At 42.4% G+C, this 22,213-nt stretch carries 18 protein-coding genes, 1 tRNA gene and 1 pseudogene; 13 read left to right on the top strand and 7 right to left on the bottom strand.

Annotated features, from left to right (window positions below):
* Positions 1–9: 9 nt before the first annotated feature.
* Together ACFVP7_RS11505 and ACFVP7_RS11500 are read left to right on the top strand one after the other, a co-directional pair.
* A complete protein-coding gene (locus ACFVP7_RS11505) occupies positions 10–756 on the top strand; it encodes an ABC transporter permease (protein WP_076457971.1) in 747 nt (248 codons plus the stop codon).
* Positions 750–1,742, top strand: a complete 993-nt coding sequence (locus tag ACFVP7_RS11500; RefSeq protein ID WP_076457970.1) for an ABC transporter permease — start codon at positions 750–752, stop codon at positions 1,740–1,742. The genes ACFVP7_RS11505 and ACFVP7_RS11500 overlap by 7 nt, the downstream gene beginning before the upstream one ends.
* 139 nt (positions 1,743–1,881) lie before the next feature.
* On the opposite strand, the gene ACFVP7_RS11495 is transcribed toward ACFVP7_RS11500, so the two are convergent.
* The 3 genes and pseudogenes from ACFVP7_RS11495 to ACFVP7_RS11485 all read right to left on the bottom strand — a co-directional run bounded on the left by ACFVP7_RS11495 (position 1,882) and on the right by ACFVP7_RS11485 (position 3,601).
* Positions 1,882–2,415, bottom strand: a complete 534-nt coding sequence (locus ACFVP7_RS11495; protein WP_375060407.1) for a GNAT family N-acetyltransferase — start codon at positions 2,413–2,415, stop codon at positions 1,882–1,884.
* Positions 2,416–2,456: 41 nt separating this feature from the next.
* A pseudogene (locus ACFVP7_RS11490) lies at positions 2,457–3,226 on the bottom strand (hypothetical protein).
* A 69-nt stretch (positions 3,227–3,295) separates the two neighbouring features.
* On the bottom strand, positions 3,296–3,601 hold the full coding sequence (locus ACFVP7_RS11485) for a DUF948 domain-containing protein (protein ID WP_014476987.1): 306 nt from the start codon (positions 3,599–3,601) through the stop codon (positions 3,296–3,298).
* A 150-nt stretch (positions 3,602–3,751) separates the two neighbouring features.
* Between ACFVP7_RS11485 and ACFVP7_RS11480 the strand changes: the two genes are divergently transcribed.
* The 4 genes from ACFVP7_RS11480 to proB all read left to right on the top strand — a co-directional run bounded on the left by ACFVP7_RS11480 (position 3,752) and on the right by proB (position 7,281).
* Positions 3,752–4,468, top strand: coding sequence for a 3-ketoacyl-ACP reductase (locus ACFVP7_RS11480; RefSeq protein ID WP_004399223.1), 717 nt, complete (start codon positions 3,752–3,754; stop codon positions 4,466–4,468).
* A gap of 291 nt (positions 4,469–4,759) precedes the next feature.
* Positions 4,760–5,128 carry a replication termination protein gene (gene rtp, locus ACFVP7_RS11475; RefSeq protein WP_003220337.1) on the top strand — a complete coding sequence of 123 codons (369 nt, stop codon included), beginning with the start codon at positions 4,760–4,762 and terminating at the stop codon, positions 5,126–5,128.
* 147 nt (positions 5,129–5,275) lie between these two features.
* Positions 5,276–6,169, top strand: coding sequence for a pyrroline-5-carboxylate reductase (gene proC, locus ACFVP7_RS11470; protein WP_396582141.1), 894 nt, complete (start codon positions 5,276–5,278; stop codon positions 6,167–6,169).
* Entirely contained in the window at positions 6,166–7,281 is a 1,116-nt protein-coding gene (proB, locus tag ACFVP7_RS11465; protein ID WP_024571767.1) for a glutamate 5-kinase, read from the top strand. Before proC ends, proB begins: the two co-directional genes overlap by 4 nt.
* Positions 7,282–7,331: 50 nt before the next feature.
* Here proB and gltC read toward each other — a convergent pair whose 3' ends face one another.
* Entirely contained in the window at positions 7,332–8,234 is a 903-nt protein-coding gene (gltC, locus tag ACFVP7_RS11460) for a glutamate biosynthesis transcriptional regulator GltC (RefSeq protein WP_004399246.1), read from the bottom strand.
* A gap of 146 nt (positions 8,235–8,380) precedes the next feature.
* Between gltC and gltB the strand changes: the two genes are divergently transcribed.
* A complete protein-coding gene (gene gltB / locus ACFVP7_RS11455) occupies positions 8,381–12,943 on the top strand; it encodes a glutamate synthase large subunit (RefSeq protein WP_338734052.1) in 4,563 nt (1,520 codons plus the stop codon).
* A 16-nt stretch (positions 12,944–12,959) separates the two neighbouring features.
* Positions 12,960–14,441: a glutamate synthase small subunit gene (gltD, locus tag ACFVP7_RS11450; protein WP_014479972.1), complete on the top strand. Its 1,482-nt coding sequence runs from the start codon at positions 12,960–12,962 to the stop codon at positions 14,439–14,441.
* Positions 14,442–14,497: 56 nt separating this feature from the next.
* Here the strand turns inward: gltD and ACFVP7_RS11445 are convergent, their stop codons facing one another.
* Entirely contained in the window at positions 14,498–15,487 is a 990-nt protein-coding gene (locus ACFVP7_RS11445; protein WP_338734049.1) for a zinc-binding dehydrogenase, read from the bottom strand.
* A gap of 127 nt (positions 15,488–15,614) precedes the next feature.
* Between ACFVP7_RS11445 and yofA the strand changes: the two genes are divergently transcribed.
* The gene (gene yofA, locus ACFVP7_RS11440) at positions 15,615–16,472 is read left to right on the top strand and encodes a LysR family transcriptional regulator YofA (RefSeq protein ID WP_125121264.1); all 858 of its coding nucleotides are present in this window, start codon (positions 15,615–15,617) and stop codon (positions 16,470–16,472) included.
* Between the two features lie 161 nt (positions 16,473–16,633).
* Here the strand turns inward: yofA and ggt are convergent, their stop codons facing one another.
* Complete coding sequence (ggt, locus tag ACFVP7_RS11435; protein WP_338734046.1) at positions 16,634–18,397, bottom strand: gamma-glutamyltransferase; 1,764 nt, start codon at positions 18,395–18,397, stop codon at positions 16,634–16,636.
* A gap of 184 nt (positions 18,398–18,581) precedes the next feature.
* On the opposite strand from ggt, the gene ACFVP7_RS11430 reads away from it, so the two are divergent.
* From ACFVP7_RS11430 to ACFVP7_RS11420, 3 genes are all read left to right on the top strand, one after another.
* Positions 18,582–18,812, top strand: coding sequence for an excisionase family DNA-binding protein (locus tag ACFVP7_RS11430; RefSeq protein WP_029727237.1), 231 nt, complete (start codon positions 18,582–18,584; stop codon positions 18,810–18,812).
* 315 nt (positions 18,813–19,127) lie between these two features.
* Positions 19,128–19,673 carry a site-specific integrase gene (locus ACFVP7_RS11425; protein WP_003231473.1) on the top strand — a complete coding sequence of 182 codons (546 nt, stop codon included), beginning with the start codon at positions 19,128–19,130 and terminating at the stop codon, positions 19,671–19,673.
* Between the two features lie 52 nt (positions 19,674–19,725).
* Positions 19,726–19,798: transfer RNA gene (locus tag ACFVP7_RS11420), tRNA-Arg, on the top strand.
* Positions 19,799–19,892: 94 nt separating this feature from the next.
* Here the strand turns inward: ACFVP7_RS11420 and iseA are convergent.
* Positions 19,893–20,438 carry a DL-endopeptidase inhibitor IseA gene (gene iseA / locus ACFVP7_RS11415; protein WP_004399558.1) on the bottom strand — a complete coding sequence of 182 codons (546 nt, stop codon included), beginning with the start codon at positions 20,436–20,438 and terminating at the stop codon, positions 19,893–19,895.
* Between the two features lie 285 nt (positions 20,439–20,723).
* Between iseA and ACFVP7_RS11410 the strand changes: the two genes are divergently transcribed.
* Positions 20,724–22,115, top strand: coding sequence for an MATE family efflux transporter (locus ACFVP7_RS11410; RefSeq protein ID WP_004399508.1), 1,392 nt, complete (start codon positions 20,724–20,726; stop codon positions 22,113–22,115).
* Positions 22,116–22,213: the final 98 nt, after the last annotated feature.

Raw genomic sequence — 22,213 nt, 5'->3', positions numbered from 1 at the left:
GAGAGCAAAATGAGTTTGTTAAAATTGATAACATTTGATTTTATGAATATTTTAAGGAATCCGGTTCTTGTAATAGCCAATACGGCCTTTCCTTTCGTTCTCATTCTGGTCATGGGCTTTGTTACGAAAAGCAGCTTTGGAGCAGGCGGGGTAAGTTCTTATGATTATTACGGAGTGAATATGATGATTTTCACTGCAGCTCTGATTGCTATGACGAGCTCTAATACGTTTATGGAGGAAAAGGTGAAGAAAGCGAACCTTCGTATTGTGTATGCGCCGGTTTCGACAACTAGTATCTATCTTTCTAAATTACTATCAACCTTTATATTCAGTGTCATTATGTACAGCATGAATGTGTTGATAGCCCAAACGATTTTTCATTTGAACTTTGGAGGACAATATCTTACGTATTTCATGCTTTTATTGTATGTATTTTTATTTTTCGGTTGCTGTTTTGGCACAATGTTCTGCAGTTTGTTCAAGAATGAAGAACAGGCGAATGGGATTATGCAAATTCCGATAGCTTTTTTTGTTTTCTTTGGTGGCGTATTTTTCGGAATTCATAGATTTGGAGATACCGTCAATCAGATATCGATTCTTTCTCCGATTAAATGGGTAACAGAATGTTCATTTCGTCTCATTTATGATCATGATTTCAGTATGCTGCAGCCTGTTATGTCAGGACTAATATTGGCTTCAATCATTTGTATTGCCGTTTCTCATGTTGTATTTAAGCCGGAGGGATATATATGCTGAGTTTATTCCAAAACAGGTGGGAGCGAATCCTGACCAAAAAAGCCATTATTATCATTGCATTAATCATTATCCCTCTGATGATTGGCGTTGCGATTATGTTTTCCGGGAAGCCGGTTTTCAAAGAAACAATCGCTTTTGTTACAGAACTGGACGAAGTTCATCATTTGCCGAGTGATTCTGCATTTAGAGTGGTAACGGTAGATCAGAAGCCGAAGTTTTCTGATCTGATGTTAGGGAAATATGCAGCCATTGTAGAAAAAAATCAACTTGATTACAAAGTAACCACGTTGAAAAGTAAAGCGGATCAAAAAATGATTCAGCAATTTTTTGAGACTGGAGAAATGCCAGGCAGCTACCGGGGAGAGGATGAATTAAGGACTGAACGGGGAACGGGAACGAATATATTAGGCTTTATCATGATGCTTGTATTGATGCAAGGTGTGGCATTAGCTGCGTTATATCCAGAAGACCGGATGCTCAAAACCTTCAAAAGGATTTTAGTGTCTCCCGTGCATGTGGGGAAATATTTGTTGGTTCAGTTTATCTTTACTTTTTTATGTTTATACATACCCACTTACTTGGCCATCCTAATTACAAATGTACTCTTTCATGCTGAAATTGGTTTCCGTTTAAATATTCTTGCTGGGTTACTGGGTGTTCTTACAGTGCTTGCAACAGCATTCGCTATCTTTATGGCTTCTGTGATGGATCGAAACATCAGTTTGATGACGAGTGGTATCAGTGTGATCACGTGTGTATTGTCAGGCTGTTTTATTTCTTTTGCTCCACATCATCCAATATTAAATGCCCTTTGTGCGATACTGCCACAAAAAGCGTATATGACTTTCATTCACGGGGTAGAAATGGGGGATTCAATGTGGGAATACAAAACTCAGGTTATTTATATTTTGATGTGGTCGGCTACGTTTTGTTTCCTTGGGGATTTTATCACAAGAAGAAGAACCAATAAAGGGATTTATGAGTAGGGGAAAAAGTTATTAGCATTGTTTTAAGAGATGAAAATTTTGTAGGGATTGATCAAGAATCAAAACGTCACAGCTGATGCAGGTCATGAATCGGACATTTTAAAGGAAAAGGGATGTGGCACAGACCAAGAGAATACCGTCATTCTCTTGGTTTCACAATAGAGTACACATTTGTATCATTTGGAGTCCCATTTTGATACATGTACTGTCTTAAAACGCCTTCTTTTTGAAACCCCATTTTTAGAAGCAGACGATTTGATGCTTCATTATCGGTAAATACAACTGCGCCAATACGCGATAGTCCAAGGGCAGAAAATCCGTAAGATACGACCTTTGAAATGACTTCTGATGCAAATCCGTTTCGCCAATACTCCGGGATGATTTCATAACCGATTTCCGCGCGCCTATGCTTTTGGGCCAGAGCGTGAAAGCCAATTGTTCCGATCAGTTCTTTAGTGTCCCGTCTTTCAATTCCCCACCGTATACCGCGTTTTTCTTGATAGAGGGCAGCAAACGTTTGAATCATTGAAATGGCCTGTTCTATAGATTCCATGTTTTCAAGCCCATAATAGCGTGTCACTTCATCGTTTGAGAAACAAGCAAAAATGGCTTCCGCATCCTGATCTGTGATTTGCCTAAGTATAAGCCGATCCGTTTCTAATATAGGAAACATTCAACCACTCCCCACGTTTGTTTCTGTTTATCATATCCCTTTTATTTCCTCTTTTCTATAGAAAATTCAAAACTGAGGAAGCAAAAGAATGAATTTGTCTTTCTAGTTGCTCTTTGTTTTTGGCGAATTGTTTTAAACGATGGCCGTTTGCGCCTGATGGGTGGGGAAAGCCGCTAAGGCAAATCAAATTCTGGAGTCTGTACTGTCTGATCAAGGTTTCACATACTGTTTCGGCGGCTTTTCCTAACGGAATAAGAAGAGCTGGCCCCACCACATGATGCTCCGCAGGGAAGTGATCAAAAGCATAGGTGCTTAGGATAGGAGAGCGAGTGATGGCCGGTTTGTATCCGGTATAGTTTTTTTGCTGGATAAAGACAGGATATTTAATAACGGAAGTTGTATGGAGCATATGCCGTAATTCTCCAAAAAGCTTTGCGGCGCTTTGAATGCCGAAAGCTTGCGGCAGCCCGCATAAATCCAGCATGGTGATAAGGTTATGTCTCATCGACCCGGAGAAACCCGCTGCTATTTTTGTATCTACCGCCATTTGCTCAAGAGTGCGGCCTTGCCGCAGACTTTCGACTGCTGTTTCGTACGCTGTTTTCATCTGGGAAAAACCCGGCGTGATCCCGGCAATCACAATCGTAGCAGTCCGATTGATATATTCATTATGAGGTGAATAGTAGATGTCAAGTTCATTTTCTTGATGGAGATGAAATGGAGAAATAAGTAAATCCGACTTTGTAAGTGAAGAGGGAAGAGAATGTAGTTTTTCTGCGAACTCCTTTAAGCAGCTGCGGTTTACAATCATGCGAAAGCCTCCTCAAAAAATGATATCCCATTGTCCATTCTGATCGAAACAACGGGATATCATTCATCATTACCTGCTATTTAAATGGCCAGCCTGCCACACCTCTTTAACGGCTTTAGGAACTTCTTTCACTTCAGCTGCGGTCTGCTGAAACGCGGATTTTTTCATTTGGACATCCTGCTGAATCTTCTTTTGTTTTTGCGTCAGCAGCTCTGTTTCTGTTTTTAATCCTTCGATTTGTTTTTGCATAGCCTGCGTAACAGAGGAAAGCTCCTTTAGTGCAGGGTCCATTTTTTTCTTGTTTTGAATCACAGTAACTCCTAAGAAGATAATAGAAACTGCTAATACTGCAAGACTGATATAAACAATAATCATATGTTCACTCCTTTTCTTATGTCATTACCCTGTATCCGTTTTTTTAATCAGAAGAAATGATATTTACACAGTTCGTTTGATTTGCGTATTGGATGTATTGTACTTATAATGTGATATCGTACATATGTAAACAAAGAAAGGGTGCTTCAATTGCAAAGTTTACAACATAAAACTGCACTAATCACAGGCGGAGGCAGAGGAATTGGCCGCGCTACTGCTCTGGCGCTTGCCAAAGAAGGCGTGAATATCGGGTTAATTGGCCGGACTTCCGCTAATGTAGAAAAAGTGGCTGAAGAAGTCAAAGCGCTTGGTGTAAAAGCTGCATTTGCTGCTGCAGATGTAAAAGATGCCGATCAGGTTAACCAAGCTGTAGCTCAAGTGAAGGAACAGCTCGGTGATATCGATATTCTCATTAATAATGCCGGCATCAGCAAATTTGGCGGTTTCTTAGATCTGTCAGCCGATGAATGGGAAAATATTATACAAGTCAACCTAATGGGTGTGTACCATGTGACTCGTGCGGTGCTTCCGGAAATGATCGAACGCAAAGCCGGAGATATCATTAATATTTCGTCTACAGCGGGCCAAAGAGGAGCTGCTGTAACAAGTGCTTATAGCGCTTCTAAATTTGCCGTTCTAGGGTTAACAGAGTCTCTTATGCAAGAAGTGAGAAAACATAATATCAGAGTCAGCGCGTTAACGCCGAGCACTGTCGCTAGTGATATGTCTATCGAATTGAACTTGACAGACGGTAATCCTGAAAAAGTGATGCAGCCTGAGGATCTTGCTGAATACATGGTGGCACAATTGAAATTAGATCCTCGTATTTTCATCAAAACAGCGGGATTATGGTCAACAAATCCGTAAAAATGAAAACCTGTCTTTCGACAGGTTTTTTTATTTGAATGAAATTCATACCGACATATGCAAATCTGACAATCGTTTTAAATTGAAGCTGGCAGTGAATGTAGGTTATAATAGAACTAAGAAAACTATGTACCAAATGTTCAATATCCTATTCATTTTTCCGCTGCACCTACAGTCAGCAGCCATGAGATAACTGGACGATAAGTCTTTAATATTAAGAAGGAAAACAATAAAAGAAAATTGAATATTTAGTACATAGTGTTGTCAGTGACAGAAGAAGGAGTGCATATGATGAAAGAAGAAAAAAGGAGTTCAACAGGCTTTTTAGTGAAACAGCGTGCATTTTTGAAGCTTTATATGATAACGATGACAGAGCAAGAGAGACTCTATGGGTTAAAGCTGCTTGAAGTACTTCGGTCTGAATTTAAAGAGATTGGTTTTAAACCAAATCATACAGAAGTATACCGGTCTTTGCATGAGCTTCTTGATGACGGGATACTAAAACAAATTAAAGTAAAAAAAGAAGGGGCTAAGCTCCAGGAAGTCGTCCTCTATCAATTTAAAGATTACGAAGCTGCCAAGCTATATAAAAAACAGCTGAAGGTAGAGCTGGATCGCTGTAAAAAACTGATTGAAAAAGCTCTCTCAGATAATTTTTAATAGAAACAAACACCCGGCGCAGCAGTGTGAACCGGGTGTTTTCTGCTTTTCATTATACATATTTGTCGAAAAGAAACAATACAAATCAATAATGACCTTCAAACTTGACATCATTTCCTCACGTGGTAACATTTTAAACGTGTGAAAATGCGAACAAAAAAGCGAACAAAGGAGATGTTACCGATCTTTGATCAAAAGAAAGTAGCCTTTATAGGAGCAGGATCTATGGCGGAAGGAATGATATCAGGTATCGTTCGTGCCAACAAAATCCCGAAACAAAACATCTGCGTTACAAACCGCAGCAATACAGAGCGATTAACTGAACTTGAACTTCAATATGGAATCAAAGGCGCCTTGCCGAACCAACTATGTATTGAAGACATGGATGTGCTCATTTTGGCAATGAAGCCAAAAGACGCCGAAAACGCTCTGTCATCACTAAAATCACGTATTCAACCCCATCAATTAATATTGTCGGTCCTTGCCGGCATAACCACCTCTTTTATTGAACAATCATTGCTTAATGAACAGCCGGTTGTCAGAGTGATGCCCAACACTTCCAGTATGATTGGCGCTTCTGCAACAGCTATTGCCCTTGGCAAATATGTGTCGGAAGACCTGAAGAAGCTGACCGAAGCATTGCTCGGATGCATGGGCGAAGTCTATACAATCCAAGAAAATCAAATGGATATATTCACCGGAATTGCAGGCAGCGGCCCCGCGTATTTTTATTATTTAATGGAATTCATTGAAAAGACAGGCGAGGAAGCGGGCCTCGATAAACAGTTATCTCGAAGCATCGGCGCACAGACACTTTTAGGTGCCGCAAAAATGCTCATGGAAACAGGAGAACATCCTGAAATCTTAAGAGATAATATCACGTCACCGAACGGAACGACAGCAGCGGGGCTGCAAGCCTTGAAAAAAAGCGGCGGGGGAGAAGCGATTTCTCAAGCAATAAAGCATGCGGCTAAGCGTTCAAAGGAAATCAGCGAAGATATCGAAAAAACTGCAGCGCTGCTATCAGGAGTGATAAAGTGACGCCTGATACAAGCATGAAAAGAGTCGTTGTGAAGATTGGAAGCAGTTCATTAACAAGCCTTCATGGAGAAATCAGCATTCGAAAATTAGAAGCGTTGGTCGACCAGGTCGTCAAACTCAAAGACGCCGGTTATGAAGTGATTTTGGTTTCCTCAGGCGCAGTGGCGGCGGGATATCGGAAGCTCGGATTTATCCAAAGGCCCGAGAAGCTTCCAGAAAAACAAGCATCAGCTTCAATCGGCCAGGGATTGCTGATGGAGGCTTATTCAAAGCTGTTTTTGGCACACGGCTATGTCGCATCCCAAATTTTAATTACGAGAAGCGATTTTTCTGATGAATATCGATACAACAATGTCAGGAATACAATGAATGTACTGCTCGAGCGCGGCATCATCCCGATCATAAACGAAAATGACACAGTTACCGTCAATCGGCTCAAGTTTGGCGACAATGATACGCTCGCAGCAAAAGTCGCAGGATTGATTGATGCAGATATGCTTGTGATATTATCAGATATAGACGGATTATATGACGGCAATCCGCGCACAAATCCAGAAGCGAAAAGGATACAGCGGGTGAGTGAAATAACACCTGACATCGAAGCATGCGCAGGTGACACTGGAAGCATCGTTGGCACCGGCGGCATGCGCTCTAAGCTTGATGCGTTTAAAATCGTAATGGCGTCTGGCATTAAAGGTTTCCTTGGTCAGGCAGATGCCGGCGATATTTTATATCACGCCGTTCATGAACAGGCGGAAGGCACCTATTTTGAAGCAGAAGGAACGCTTCCGTTGAATCAAAAGGAGAAATGGATCGCTTTTAATTCCGGCCCGGAAGGTGAAATGTTTTTATCAGATGATTGTTCACGAAAAATAACAAACGGCCAATCGAGTTTATACCTGGACGGTGTACAGAAGATTAAAGGGAAATTCAAAAGCGGTTCAGTTGTTCGGCTGATGGATTCAAAAGGGACGGAAATCGGTCTTGGAATCGTCAATTACTCTTCTGTACAGCTTCAAGAACCGGAAAAGAAAAAGGAACTGACAAACAGAGCTCTAATTGATCAAGAAGCATTTGTTTGCCATGTGGATTTTTCTTTACCTGTAAATTAATTTGCAGAAAAAAACCCGAAGCTTCTATATAGAAGCTCGGGTTCATTTTTTTATTGATACTGCTCCAGCTTAGAGAAAAATTGAATGACAAACTCATAAAAATCATTCGCAGAAGGCGCAAGCTCTCTATTTTTCGGTTTAATGATTCCGACAGTCCGTTTTACTTGAGGGAACTCAATTGGAATTTTCACAGTAAAACGAGGTGTTGTTTCAGCAAAAGTACTTTCAGGCAGTAGGGTAACGCCCATCCCTGCGGACACTAACCCTTTGATAGCATCCAAATCCTCACCCTCCGTGGAAACGAGAGGAGCAAAGCCTGCTTGTTTGCAAGTATCGATTGCCATCTCTCTAAGTACAAATCCTTCCGGGAACAATACAAATTGGTCGTTGCGCAAATCGATTAAATGAACCGTTTTTTGTTTAGCAAGCGGATGATTTAATGGAACAAGCGCGTAAATTTTTTCAGTAAATAATATTTTTCCCGTTATGTCAGAGAAATTCGTCGGCACCGGTCCTAATAAGGCCAGATCAATATCGCGGTTTCTGACAGCTTCAATCAGAAACTTATAGGAGCCTTGGCGCAGCAAAAATTCGACGTGCGGATATTCTTCTTTAAACGCTGAAATGACAGTCGGCAAAAGCTGGCTGGCGAGGCTTGTAGGAAAGCCGATCTTTACCGTTCCGCGATGCGGGTCAAGATACTCATCAATTTGCTCTTTCGCATAATCAATGGCTTTCATCGCCGTTTTCACATGAATCAAAAATTCTTTTCCGATTGGCGTGAGTTTGATATTTCTCCCTTCACGCTCAAATAAGGTCACATTTAATTCTTCTTCAAGATTGGCAATTTGTCTGCTGATTGCTGATTGGGCCACATGCAAATGATCAGCGGCTTCTGAAACGTGTTCTCTTTCAGCCACCTCCATGAAATAACGCAGTTGGCGCAGCTCCATGTTTGTCTCACATCCATCTATCTCATTTTGAGATTCTTTTGATCTAAATTATATATTGTTTATATCGTTTTGAAAACCTACAATGATTATAGAGTTGTTAGATTTTATGACCGGTATTATCGGAAATTGATCGGGGGAGAGGAATTATGACGTACAATCAAATGCCAAAAGCTCAAGGTCTCTACCGTCCTGAATTTGAACATGATGCATGCGGAATCGGCCTATATGCACACTTAAAGGGCAAGCAGACTCACGACATTGTCAAACAAGGACTTAAGATGCTTTGCCAGCTAGACCATAGAGGAGGGCAAGGCAGTGATCCGGATACAGGAGACGGAGCCGGCTTACTGGTTCAAATCCCTGATGCTTTCTTTAGAAAAGAGTGCAAAGACATCAATCTGCCAGAAAAAGAACGTTATGGGGTAGGAATGGTCTTTTTCTCACAGAAAGAAGATGAAAGAAAAAAAATTGAAAAGCAAATCAATGCACTGATTGAACAAGAAGGCCAAGTCGTTCTTGGATGGAGAACTGTACCTGTAAATGTCGGAAAAATCGGAACAGTGGCGCAAAAAAGCTGTCCGTTTGTCCGTCAGGTATTTATCGGCGCAAGTTCTGATCTAAAGGACAATTTATCTTTTGAACGAAAATTGTATGTCATTCGTAAACAGGCTGAAAATTGGGGAGTAACGGAAGGTCTTGATTTTTATTTTGCCAGTCTTTCAAGCCAGACCATTGTTTACAAAGGCCTTTTAACACCTGAACAGGTTGATGCATTTTATTCTGATCTGCAAGACGAAGCATTCGTTTCTGCTTTTGCGCTCGTTCATTCACGCTTCAGTACCAATACATTCCCTACATGGGAAAGAGCGCATCCTAACCGCTATTTGGTTCACAACGGTGAAATTAACACCCTTCGTGGAAATATCAACTGGATGAGAGCACGTGAGCAGCAATTTGTATCTGAAAGCTTCGGTGAGGACTTAAATAAGATTTTGCCGATTCTTAATGCTGATGGCAGTGACTCTTCCATTTTGGATAACGCATTTGAGTTTTTTGTGATGGCTGGACGCAAACCGGCACATACGGCAATGATGCTCATTCCAGAGCCTTGGACGGAAAATACGCATATGTCCAAGGAAAAAAGGGCGTTCTACGAGTACCATAGCTCCCTGATGGAGCCTTGGGACGGACCAACAGCCATTTCATTTACTGACGGTAAACAAATCGGGGCGATCCTTGATCGGAATGGTCTCCGTCCGGCCCGTTATTATGTCACAAAAGATGATTATATTATTTTCTCATCTGAAGTAGGCGTTATTGAAGTTGAACAGGAGAACGTTTTATATAAAAACCGCCTTGAGCCTGGGAAAATGCTTTTAATCGACCTGGAAGAAGGCCGTATTATCTCCGATGAAGAAGTCAAAACACAAATTGCAACTGAGTATCCGTATCAAAAATGGCTTGAAGAAGAGCTTGTACAAGTAAATCCTGATCCGGAGTCAAGAGAAGAAGAACAATTTAGTGATCTTCTTACTCGCCAGAAGGCATTCGGATACACATATGAAGATATCCAAAAATATCTAATTCCTGTTATTAAAGAAGGCAAAGATCCCCTTGGTTCAATGGGGAATGACGTTCCGCTTGCTGTACTTTCTGACCGAGCGCAATCACTGTTTAACTACTTTAAACAGCTGTTTGCACAAGTAACGAACCCGCCAATCGACGCGATTCGTGAGCAGCTTGTCACTTCAACGATGACTTGGCTCGGTGCGGAAGGCGATCTTCTTCATCCAAGTGAACGAAATGTTCGCCGGATTAAACTGTATACACCTGTTTTATCCAATGAACAGTTTTACGCATTGAAAACGATTGTTCATCCTGATTTAAAAAGCCAAAAAATTGATGTGCTGTTTTCAGAGGATCTTGAACGCGGATTAAAGGACATGTTCACACAAGCAGAGAAAGCCATCAGCCAAGGCGTAAGTTTGTTAATTTTATCAGACAAAAAGATGAACGAACGACTGACACCAATTCCGCCGCTTCTGGCAGTAAGCGCGCTGCACCAGCACTTAATCCGCAAAGGGCTGCGTACGAAGGTCAGCATTATTGTGGAATCGGGAGAAGCACGTGAAGTGCATCACTTTGCAGCGTTAATCGGTTATGGCGCAGATGCGATTAACCCTTATCTCGCTTATGCGACCTACAAGCAGGAAATTGATGAAGGCCGTTTGGATATCAGCTATGAAGAAGCGGTCAGCAAATATGGAAAAAGCATTACTGAGGGCGTCGTAAAAGTGATGTCCAAAATGGGAATTTCAACTGTGCAAAGCTACAGAGGCGCCCAAATCTTTGAAGCGGTAGGAATCAGCCGCGATGTGATCGACCGCTATTTCACAGGTACTGCATCACAGCTAGGCGGCATCGATTTACAAACAATTGCAGAAGAGGCACAGCGCCGCCACCGGGAAGCGTATCAGGATGATTACAGCAAAACGCTTGAACCGGGAAGTGACTTCCAATGGAGAAATGGCGGAGAGCATCATGCGTTTAATCCGAAAACGATTCATACTTTGCAATGGGCGTGCCGCAGAAATGATTACAATCTGTTTAAACAGTATACAAAAGCGGCTGATGAAGAACGCATCGGATTTTTGCGGAACTTGTTCGCATTTGACGGAAACCGCAAGCCTTTGAAGTTGGAGGAGGTTGAATCCGCTGAATCGATTGTCAAACGTTTTAAAACGGGTGCGATGTCATTCGGGTCCTTGAGTAAGGAAGCGCACGAAGCTTTAGCAATCGCAATGAACCGTCTTGGAGGAAAAAGCAACAGCGGTGAAGGCGGAGAAGATCCCAAACGCTTTGTTCCAGATGAGAACGGCGATGATAGAAGAAGTGCGATCAAACAAATTGCATCCGGACGGTTTGGTGTCAAAAGCCATTACCTCGTCAATGCTGATGAGCTGCAGATTAAAATGGCTCAAGGTGCTAAGCCGGGTGAAGGCGGGCAGCTTCCTGGCAACAAGGTATATCCATGGGTTGCCGATGTCCGCGGGTCAACGCCAGGTGTCGGATTAATCTCACCTCCGCCACACCATGACATTTATTCGATTGAGGATTTAGCCCAGCTGATCCACGATTTGAAAAATGCCAACCGTGACGCAAGAATCAGCGTAAAGCTGGTGTCAAAAGCAGGTGTAGGAACAATCGCTGCAGGTGTTGCCAAAGCGACTGCAGATGTCATTGTGATCAGCGGCTATGACGGAGGTACAGGCGCTTCTCCGAAAACCAGTATTAAACATACAGGGCTTCCGTGGGAGCTTGGCCTTGCAGAAGCACATCAAACACTAATGCTGAACGGACTTCGTGACCGTGTTGTATTAGAAACAGACGGAAAGCTCATGACGGGCCGCGACGTTGTGATGGCTGCCTTGCTCGGCGCCGAAGAATTTGGTTTCGCAACGGCTCCGTTAGTTGTACTCGGCTGTGTCATGATGCGTGCCTGCCATTTGGATACATGCCCTGTCGGTGTAGCCACACAAAATCCAGAGCTTCGCAAAAAGTTCATGGGAGATCCTGACCATATTGTGAACTATATGCTGTTCATTGCCGAAGAAGTTCGTGAGTACATGGCTGCGTTAGGCTTCAAGACATTTGATGAAATGATCGGCCGCACTGATGTACTTCATGTAAGTGAACGGGCAAAGGAGCACTGGAAAGCAAGCCAGCTTGATTTGTCTACCCTTCTTTATCAGCCTGAAGGGGTGCGGACGTTCCAATCGCCGCAAAATCATAAAATTGATCAATCACTTGATATTACAACAATTCTCCCGGCCGTACAAGAAGCCATCGAATCTGGAAAAGAAGCTGATATTTCGATTGAAATCAATAATACAAATCGTGTAGCCGGAACGATAACCGGCAGTGAAATCTCAAAGCGTTACGGAGAAGAAGGTCTTCCTGAAGATACAATCAAGCTGCACTTTACCGGATCAGCCGGCCAAAGCTTTGGAGCTTTCGTTCCTAAAGGGATGACGCTTTATTTGGACGGAGACTCAAATGATTACGTCGGAAAAGGGCTTTCTGGCGGAAAAATCATCGTCAAGTCACCAGAAGGATTCAACTCTGCTTCGGATGACAATGTCATTATCGGCAACGTGGCTTTTTACGGTGCGACAAGCGGAGAAGCATATATTAACGGGCGTGCTGGTGAACGCTTTGCCGTTCGAAACAGCGGTGTGAACGTAGTTGTAGAAGGCATCGGCGACCACGGCTGTGAATACATGACTGGCGGCAGCGTTGTCGTTCTCGGTGATGTAGGCAAAAACTTTGCGGCAGGTATGTCCGGCGGAATCGCTTATGTACTGACCGAAGATGTCAAAGCGTTTAAACGCAAATGCAACCTTGAGATGATTTTATTTGAATCATTAGAGGATGAGAAAGAAATCCAGCAAATCAAAGCAATGCTTGAAAGACATACTGCGTATACAAACAGCCAAAAAGCAGAAGATCTGCTAGATCAATGGGAAGACAGTGTGAAAAAATTCGTCAAAGTCATTCCGAAAAACTATAAACAAATGCTCGCAAGCATCGAAGAGCAAAAAGCTGCAGGTTTATCAGATGAAGAAGCCATCATGTTCGCTTTTGAGGCCAACACGAAGCCAAAGCAGAATACAGCAGCATCGGGACAAAAACAAGCGGTAGTACAGTAAGGAAGGGGAGAGGAACATGGGGAAACCAACTGGATTTATGGAGATCAAACGAGAAAAACCTGCGGAGCGGGACCCTCTCACTCGCTTAAAGGATTGGAAAGAATATTCTGCTCCTTTTTCAGAAGAAGCATCGAAACGGCAAGGGGCGCGGTGTATGGATTGCGGTACACCGTTTTGCCAGATCGGTGCGGACATTAACGGATTTACATCCGGCTGTCCGATTTACAACTTAATTCCTGAATGGAATGATCTTGTCTACCGGGGCAGATGGAAGGAAGCATTGGAACGTCTGTTGAAAACAAACAACTTTCCTGAATTCACAGGGCGGGTATGTCCCGCTCCTTGTGAAGGATCATGCACTTTAGCGATTTCAGACCCGGCCGTATCAATTAAAAACATCGAGCGGACCATTATCGATAAAGGATTTGAGAACGGCTGGATTCAACCTAGAATTCCAAAAAAACGAACAGGCAAAAAAGTTGCTATCGTCGGGTCGGGCCCAGCCGGACTGGCGAGTGCTGACCAGCTGAATCAAGCGGGGCATTCTGTCACTGTTTTTGAGCGCTCAGACAGAGCGGGCGGCCTTTTAACATACGGCATTCCAAACATGAAGCTTGAGAAGGGCATTGTAGAACGCCGAATTAAATTGCTGACGCAAGAGGGAATTGATTTTGTCACGAACACAGAAATCGGTGTTGACATTACAGCTGATGAGCTAAAGGAGCAATTTGATGCTGTGATCTTATGCACAGGCGCTCAAAAACAGCGGGACCTCTTAATTGAAGGACGCGACTCAAAAGGAGTCCATTACGCAATGGACTACCTCACACTTGCAACAAAAAGCTATTTAGATTCTAATTTTAAAGACAAGCAATTCATTGATGCCAAAGGGAAAGATGTCATCGTAATCGGAGGCGGAGATACAGGAGCTGACTGTGTGGCTACCGCTCTGCGTCAAAAAGCCAAAAGCGTGCACCAATTCGGCAAACACCCGAAACTTCCGCCAGCCCGCACGAATGACAATATGTGGCCTGAACAGCCACACGTCTTTACGCTTGAATATGCATACGAGGAAGCAGAAGCAAAATTCGGAAGAGATCCGAGAGAATACTCCATTCAAACGACAAAAATGGTCGCGGATAAAAACGGAAAGCTGAAAGAGCTTCATACCATCCAAATGGAAAAAGTGAAAAATGAGCATGGAAAATACGAGTTCCGCGAGCTGCCTGGAACGGAAAAAGTATGGCCTGCTCAGCTTGTCTTTATCGCTATCGGCTTTGAAGGCACAGAACAGCCGCTGTTGAAACAGTTCGGTGTTGATTCAGTAAATAACAAAATCAGTGCAGCATATGGGGATTATCAAACAAATATCGATGGTGTATTCGCCGCAGGGGATGCAAGAAGAGGGCAAAGCTTAATCGTATGGGCGATTAATGAAGGCCGTGAAGTGGCGCGTGAAGTGGATCGATATTTGATGGGGAGTTCAGTTCTTCCGTAAATAAAGGGGATTATCATATAAGAGAAACCGGTCTGGCTGCCAGCCGGTTTCTTTTTTTATTCCATTACGATCCCGATGTTTCCAAACTGTCTGCCTTCCTGCATTCTTTTATATGCTTCACATGCTTTTTCTAAAGGATATATCCGGTCAATTACAGGCTGCAGCTTATGTTTGTCAATGAAAGCGAGCATAGCTTGAAATTCCTCACCGCTTCCCATCGAGGTTCCCAAAACATTGACCTGAGGAAAGAATAGAGAACGCACCGGAAAACTGAGATTATCCCCTGAGCTTGCCCCAAAGCTGACAATACGGCCATTTGGTTTTACATGGCGGAAGTATTCCGAAAAGAGGGCAGGTCCTATGCTGTCAAGAACAACATCCGCCTTTTTTCCCTGCAACTGCTCATCCCAATTGCTGTAGCTGTCAAATGCGTAATCAGCACCTAATTTCAGCGCCTTTTTTCTTTTCTCCTCACTGCGGGAGGTCACGCTTACTGTTGCCCCAATCGCCTTAGCCATCAATAAAGCATAGGTTGCTACACCGCTGCCGATGCCGGGTATCAATAGATGCTCGCCTTTTTTTAATTGCCCCTTTGTAAACAGAGCCCGATATGCAGTTAAAGCGGATAAAGGTAAAACGCCCGCTTCTTCCCAAGATAAATAAGCAGGTTTTTTGATTGCATTTTGTGAAGGAATGATCACATATTCAGCAAGTGTTCCGTCCGAAGGACCTCCCAGAATCTCAGGTACAGGTGGAACATTTTCTGTCAAATCCCAGTTCAATGTCGGGAAAATGACTACTTCTGTCTGAACAGTAACATTTTTCACGCCTTCACCAATCTCTTCGATGATACCCGCGCCGTCAGAACCCAGTATCATGTGAGGATCTTGTTCAGATTTGTTTTTCATAAGAAACAAGTCACGATGATTCAGGCCTGCAGATTTTAATTTAACCTTTACCTCTCCGTATCCAGGCTTTGTTGATGGAACGTCCTGAACTGATAACCCCAGAAGACCGGCTTTTCCGTTGTGAATTACAGCTTTCATGCTGTCTGCCTCCTCATTAATTGTATTTTCATATCTTTACATATTTTACATAGCGGTTTTCTTCGAGTAAAATGAACAAATATGATAGCCAATATCACTTTTCATCATAGCAAGCAGGTGAGAGCGCGTGGAAAGCGGAGATTTAAAGATTTTTCAGGCTGTTGCTCGCGAAGGAAGCATAACGAAAGCAGCCCAAATGCTGAATTATGTTCAGTCGAATGTGACAGCCAGAGTGCATAACCTTGAGGAAGATTTGAATATCAGGCTTTTTCATCGAACGAATCGGGGGATGAAGCTGACTGCTGCAGGAGAAAATCTTTTGCAATATGCAGATCAAGTATTATCGCTGTTAGACCAAGCTGAAAAATCGACCCGAATGAGCAGGCAACCAAAAGGGCCTTTGCGGATCGGATCACTGGAAACGACGGCGGTAACGCATCTGCCTGAGCATGCAGCATCCTTCCTCAGGCGTTTTCCTGAAGTGGATTTATCAGTGAACACAGCTGATACGCATCATTTGATTCAACAGGTTCTTGATCATAAAGTTGATGGCGCTTTTGTATATGGGCCGGTTGAGCACGCTGCAGTTAGACAACTCCATGTCTCCCATGATGAATTAGTTTTGATTTCATCACGAGAAGGGACGTCAGAAGACATGCTTCAGCAGCCGATGCTCTTTTTTGGGGCTGGCTGTTCTCATCGTGACAGGGTCAAAAGATTACTAGAGGAAGCAGGCATACACAATCAAAAAATCATAGAGTTTGGCACATTGGAGGCTATTATAAAAGGTGTTTCCGCCGGGATGGGTACGGCGCTGCTCCCAAAGTCCGCTGTTAACTGCTCCGAGCATCGTACAAATGTATGGATTCATCAATTGCCACCAGCATATCAAGACTTAGAGATCGTCTTTATATACAGGAAAGACTTTTTTATTACGAGTGCGTTTCAGACATTTCTTGATGAGATAAACGAAATGAAAAGATGAAGATAGACGTGCATTAGCAGAATAAAGATTTTGTCAAAGAAGCAGTCATCATTCTGTCATTTTGGATTGCAATCAGGGATACAGAGCATTACCAATGCCCGTTGTTATAAAGATCTGCATGAAAAAACTGTACTCATTTGAAGCGAGTACAGTTTTTTAATTTATTTACGTTTTAAATTAATGCCGATCGCCGCGCCGTTTCTGCTTGAATCAGCTACGCCTTTAAAGGTGCCGTTTTCATGGTCGATCGATATGCTTTGCACGTTTCCGATATCCACCGGACTTGGGCCGAATTTGTGGCCCATACCGTTCAGCTCGCTGAGGACATCTTTAGGAACTCCGTCTTCGTAACGGTAAGAGCTCATACTGTTTGTGTAAATTCTCGGCTCTTCAACAGCTGCTTTTAATTCCATACCATATTCAATGTGGTAGAGAATGGTTTGCAAAACGGATGAAATAATTGTGGCCCCGCCAGGAGATCCAACCGTGAGGACAGGCTTGTCATCCTTAAATAAAATCGTCGGGGTCATGCTGCTTAAAGGCCGTTTGTTTGGCTGTACTTCGTTAGCTCCGCCTGGTATCGCATCAAAATCCGTTAATTCATTGTTTAAAATAACACCGTAATCAGGGACCATAATACCCGTTCCGAATAGCTGTTCGATTGTTGTTGTATAAGAAACAACATTTCCCCAACGGTCAGCAACTGTAAAGTGGGTTGTTTGGCCTTCTACTTTGTCTTTCGGCTGTTCAACTTGTTTATAGTTTGCTGATCCTTCTTGGTATTTCCAAGGGTCACCGGCTTTCGGTTTTTTATTCACTTGATCTAGGTTGATTAATTGCTGGCGTTCTTTAATATAATCGGGGTGAAGCAGGCCTTTGAGAGGAACATTTACAAATTCGGGATCACCTGCGTAAGACGCACGGTCGGCATATGACAAATGCATCGTTTCAGCAAGCAGCTGATATTTTTCCCATGAGCGGACATCGTATTGTGAAAGGTTAAAATGATCAAGGATTTTCAGCATTTGCAATAAGAAAATACCGCCGGAGCTTGGAGGAGGAGTAGTAGCGATTTGATAGCCTTGATAATCTCCCCAAATCGGTTCATCAATTGTAATGTCGTAATTTTCTAAATCTTTTTCTGTCATTGATCCGCCGAAATCCTGGACAGTGTCAGAAAGCGTCTTGGCGAATTTTCCTTTATAAAAAGCGTCAGTGCCTTTGGAGCGAATAAGCTTAAATGTTTTAGCCAAATCCTTTTGAATAAGGGTATCTCCTTCTTTAAGCGGTTCGCCATTTGGTAAAAATACATCTTTTGCGGCAGTCCGTGAAAGCTTTTCCTGATAATCAGAAATGGCCTCTGCCAACACCGAATCAATCGGAAAGCCTTTTTCAGCGAGTTTAATAGAAGGGGTAATTAATTGCTTCATCGAACGGGTTCCCCATTTATCCAAGGCTTCTTCCAGCCCTTTCAGAGTGCCTGGAACACCAACGGCAGTACCTTTTGTTACACGTTCAGAGAAAGGAATTGCTTTGCCGTTTTCGTCCAGAAACATATCAGGAGTTGCGCCTGCTGGAGCACGCTCGCGGCTGTCGATTATCGTTGTATCCTTCGTTTTTCCGTCATACACCATCATAAAACCGCCGCCGCCAATGCCTGACATCATCGGCTCTGTTACATTGAGTGCAAATTGAATGGCAACCGCTGCGTCAATAGCATTTCCTCCTTTTTTCAGCACATCAGCACCGATTTCAGAAGCAAGAGGATGTGCGGTGGCAACCATGCCGTCTTTTCCAACATCTACTTGTTTGTACTCATCGTAGCTTTTGGGCGGTTTTTTAGCTTCCGCGTGAAAAGGGACACTTCCAGCGACTAACAGAACACTAAGCAGAGCTGTTAAACAGACGTTCCACGTTCTTTTCATGTTCTCCCTCCTATATGAAGCTGTATTGTTACAATCTTAGCGTAAAAAAATTACAGCGTTTTCACAAGTGACAAATGGTATATTATATAGTACATAAAGCCGTTTTTCTGTGCAAAATTGATTATATTGATATGAGCCATGTGCTATATTAGAATCAGCATACGGATTAAGAAGGGACTGCTATATGTATTTAACGATTGAAGAAACAGCAGAATATACAAATCTTTCAGAGGATTATATTAAAAGCTTGGTGCTCGAAGGAAGAATCAGAGCCGTTCATGACGGGGAGCAATTTTTGATTTATAAGGAGCAGTTCAAAACGCATCTCGAACAGCTGGAGAATTACAAAGCACTTGTGCAGGAAATATTAAATGAACCAATCCCGGAAGATATTGATGTAAAGGATGAGGATTAGGACACAATTTGAAATTGTGTCTTTTTTTGTATGTTTTTGCGGAAGCTCCATAAAATTGGGAGCGTCAGATTTTGTTTTAAGAGGTTTTTTGATGATTAGTAGGGGGATAAGTATCCAAGAGGTTAAAAGCTTTAAAATAGGCTTTAAAGCTTATTTAATAGGGTGAAGGTTGGAAGAAGCTTTTTTAAAAGCTTATGTAACACTATGTATATTATGTTACATAAACGCCGCCGCACTTTGACATTCAACGTTTTTCAGCTATAATAGTAACATAGACCTCAAAACGTTACATAACGGTTTTTAAGGAGTTTTTTGATGCATATTGTACAGCCGATTCGCAGTCTAGAGAAAATCCAAGAAGTCAAACAGTATTTGCTTAACAAAAACAAGCGGGATTATTTTCTGTTTATTTTCGGCATCAACAGCGCGCTCCGCATTTCTGATATTCTGCCGCTGCAAGTGAAGGACGTTCAAAATAAAGATCATTTATGGGCGACTGAAAGCAAAACGAAAAAGAAAAGAAAGATTCTTATTTTAGAATCGCTGAAACAGGAAATATACGAGTATACGAAAGACATGAAGGAAAACGAATATCTTTTTAAATCAGTGCGGACCAGGAAGCCGATTTCCCGCATTCAGGCCTACAGAATTTTAAGAGAGGCCGCTGCGGCGTGCGGACTTGAGGAGATAGGGACGCATACACTCCGGAAAACGTTTGGCTATCATTTTTATCAGCGAACGAAAGACATCGCCGAGCTGCAGAGAATACTGAATCACTCATCACCATCAATTACAATGCGGTATATTGGTATTGATGAAGATACAACAAGAGCCGCGTATAAGGTTTTTGGAGGGCTTTAATACAAATCGCTTGAAAATATTGATCATCAGAGCTACTATATAAATACCAAAAGCTCTAGTAGCACAGCGGATAGTGCAGCAGTTTCCTAAACTGCAGGTCGGGAGTTCGAATCTCTCCTAGAGCGTTATATTCACAAAAAGACAACAGGCACTTTTCGCCTGTTGTCTTTCTTTATGCAAACCAAATAGAAAAACGCCCGCTTATACCGGGCGTTTTTCTTATATAACTGCGTCAAATTGATTGACTTTCCATTTTTTATTTTCTTTCACGAATGTAACTTTCCGTTTTGCAGAAGGGGATCCGTCTAATGTAGGGACGGTAAATTCGTATGTGATTGTGCTGCCTTTTTTAGAGATCAGTTTAGCAGTTGATTTTTTCCAATTCAAAAGATTGTCTCCGTCACCGATTGGAACAGCAAGTTTTCCTTTTGAAACAGTGAAATGATAATCTTTAAAGCCTTTTTCGATTGCTGTTTTTGTAAAAATAGGAGTTAAATAATTCACCGCTTTTGCTTTAGTGCCTAGATCACTGCACATGTATACATATTGAAGATTTTGATACTCGAATGTGCCTGATGGGCAAACTGCTTTTTTCACCTTCGGATTGTGGCCGCTCATGGTGTTCCAAAAATGTTCTCTAGCGGATAATGCCAACTGTAATGCTTGTTTTTGTGATAAATCGCCTGATGTATTTTTCGCAAATGCATTTGTGCTTAATGACAGAATAAGTGCAATGGTTGTTAGAAATAGAAGACATTTTTTCATTATCGCTCTCTCCTTCAAAATCTCTTTCTCTTATGTTACAAATGTTACAATAATTACGGATAGATTACAATACTTTTGCATAAATTATTTTTTAATCTTTTACTCACAAAAAATACGCCATTACTTGCTAGTTTATTCTTCATAAGCTAAAAAGATGTGTAAAATTAGAAGAATCGGGAAGGGTTTCATATGTGCAGTGATGAATAATAACATGTTACATATCCTGTTTTTGTCAAAAAATGAGGACATGTTTAAAAACGATTTCAAATAAAGGAGTCCTTTAATATGGAAACATCACAAGAACCTCTTGTAACTCAAAAGAAAAGCAAACCATCAGTTTGGCGGTCGATGTCACTCTTTTTGGTGCCGCTTCTGCTGAGCAATGTGCTGCAATCAGTCGGCCAGCTAGTCGGGATGATGGCTGTAGGCAGATGGCTCGGTGTTGATGCAGTGGCAGCTGTATCATCCTTTTTCCCGTTATTTTTTCTTTTAATCTCATTTACAATTGGGATCGGTTCAGGAAGTTCGATTCTGATCGGACAAGCTTATGGAGCGAAAAATGAGGAACGGCTAAAGGCTGTTGTCGGGACGACGCTCACGTTTACATTTTTATTAGGCGTTGTGTTAGCCGTCATCGGCAGTATTTTCACCCTGGATATCCTTCGTTTAATGGGAACACCTGAAAATGTCATTCATGTCAGCGCTAACTATGCACGTATTTTATTTTATGCTATGCCGTTTATGTTTTTATATTTTGCATATACTACCTTTTTGCGCGGAACAGGAGATTCCAAGACACCGTTTTATACGCTGATTGTGAGCACGGTCATCAACATCGCGCTTTTGCCTGTTTTAATCCTTGGCATGTTTGGTTTTCCGAAACTGGGCATATACGGCTCGGCATATGCAACTGTCATTTCCACGATTGCGACTTTTCTCGTGTTAATGGTGTATTTACGAAAGCGAAAACACCCGCTGCAATTTGATAAAACAGTGCGTCGTTATTTGAAAATGGATAAGGAACTGCTGGTTCTCCTGCTGCGTCTTGGGGTCCCAGCAAGCATCAATATGATTCTTGTCTCATTATCAGAGATAGCGGTTATTTCATTCGTCAATCATTACGGCTCTAATGCAACAGCTGCATACGGAGTGGTCAACCAGGTGGCCAGCTATGTACAGATGCCAGCCGTCAGCCTTGGTATTGCGGTTTCTATTTTCGCTGCGCAATCGATTGGGGCAAACGAGTTTGACCGCTTAAAGCAGGTCATTCGCGTGGGGATTTGGCTGAATTATATCATTGGCGGCGTACTGATCATTCTGATCTATGTTTTTTCACATCAGATTTTATCGTTATTTTTAACCGAGCAAGAGACGCTTTACATTGCACACCGTCTTTTGATGATTACATTGTGGAGCTATTTGCTGTTTGGAAATGCCCAAATTATTTCTGCAACGATGCGGGCAAGCGGAACAGTTTTATGGCCGACCGTCATCAGTATTTTTGCAATCTGGGGAGTAGAGGTGCCTGTCGCTTTCGTCCTTTCTCACTATACAAAGCTTGAAATACTCGGCGTCTGGGTTGGTTATCCGGCTGCGTTTGCCGTCAGCTTGCTGTTGATTTATGGGTATTATCAATTCGTCTGGAAAAAGAAACAAATCACACGTCTCATCCAATAGCCTCCGAATCACACCGTTCATAAGTTTGAACGGTGTTTTTTTATTTGATAGGGGAAAATATAAAATGGAGGAAATATGGCACAGTACATTGAATTCTT

Source organism: Bacillus sp. SG20033, assembly GCF_044570195.1.
Classification (GTDB): domain Bacteria; phylum Bacillota; class Bacilli; order Bacillales; family Bacillaceae; genus Bacillus; species Bacillus subtilis.
Note: the sequence above shows the minus strand (reverse complement) of the source record. Positions and strands in the feature narration are given on the sequence as shown.

Coding starts and splice junctions, on each gene's coding strand:
- ACFVP7_RS11500 (WP_076457970.1), top strand. CDS start 750: ATGCTGAGTTTATTCCAAAACAGGTGGGAGCGAATCCTGACCAAAAAA.
- ACFVP7_RS11425 (WP_003231473.1), top strand. CDS start 19,128: ATGCATATTGTACAGCCGATTCGCAGTCTAGAGAAAATCCAAGAAGTC.
- iseA (WP_004399558.1), bottom strand. CDS start 20,438: ATGAAAAAATGTCTTCTATTTCTAACAACCATTGCACTTATTCTGTCA.
- ACFVP7_RS11430 (WP_029727237.1), top strand. CDS start 18,582: ATGTATTTAACGATTGAAGAAACAGCAGAATATACAAATCTTTCAGAG.
- rtp (WP_003220337.1), top strand. CDS start 4,760: ATGAAAGAAGAAAAAAGGAGTTCAACAGGCTTTTTAGTGAAACAGCGT.
- ACFVP7_RS11485 (WP_014476987.1), bottom strand. CDS start 3,601: ATGATTATTGTTTATATCAGTCTTGCAGTATTAGCAGTTTCTATTATC.
- gltC (WP_004399246.1), bottom strand. CDS start 8,234: ATGGAGCTGCGCCAACTGCGTTATTTCATGGAGGTGGCTGAAAGAGAA.
- ACFVP7_RS11410 (WP_004399508.1), top strand. CDS start 20,724: ATGGAAACATCACAAGAACCTCTTGTAACTCAAAAGAAAAGCAAACCA.
- ACFVP7_RS11505 (WP_076457971.1), top strand. CDS start 10: ATGAGTTTGTTAAAATTGATAACATTTGATTTTATGAATATTTTAAGG.
- gltB (WP_338734052.1), top strand. CDS start 8,381: ATGACGTACAATCAAATGCCAAAAGCTCAAGGTCTCTACCGTCCTGAA.
- gltD (WP_014479972.1), top strand. CDS start 12,960: ATGGGGAAACCAACTGGATTTATGGAGATCAAACGAGAAAAACCTGCG.
- ggt (WP_338734046.1), bottom strand. CDS start 18,397: ATGAAAAGAACGTGGAACGTCTGTTTAACAGCTCTGCTTAGTGTTCTG.
- ACFVP7_RS11445 (WP_338734049.1), bottom strand. CDS start 15,487: ATGAAAGCTGTAATTCACAACGGAAAAGCCGGTCTTCTGGGGTTATCA.
- proC (WP_396582141.1), top strand. CDS start 5,276: ATGCGAACAAAAAAGCGAACAAAGGAGATGTTACCGATCTTTGATCAA.
- ACFVP7_RS11495 (WP_375060407.1), bottom strand. CDS start 2,415: ATGTTTCCTATATTAGAAACGGATCGGCTTATACTTAGGCAAATCACA.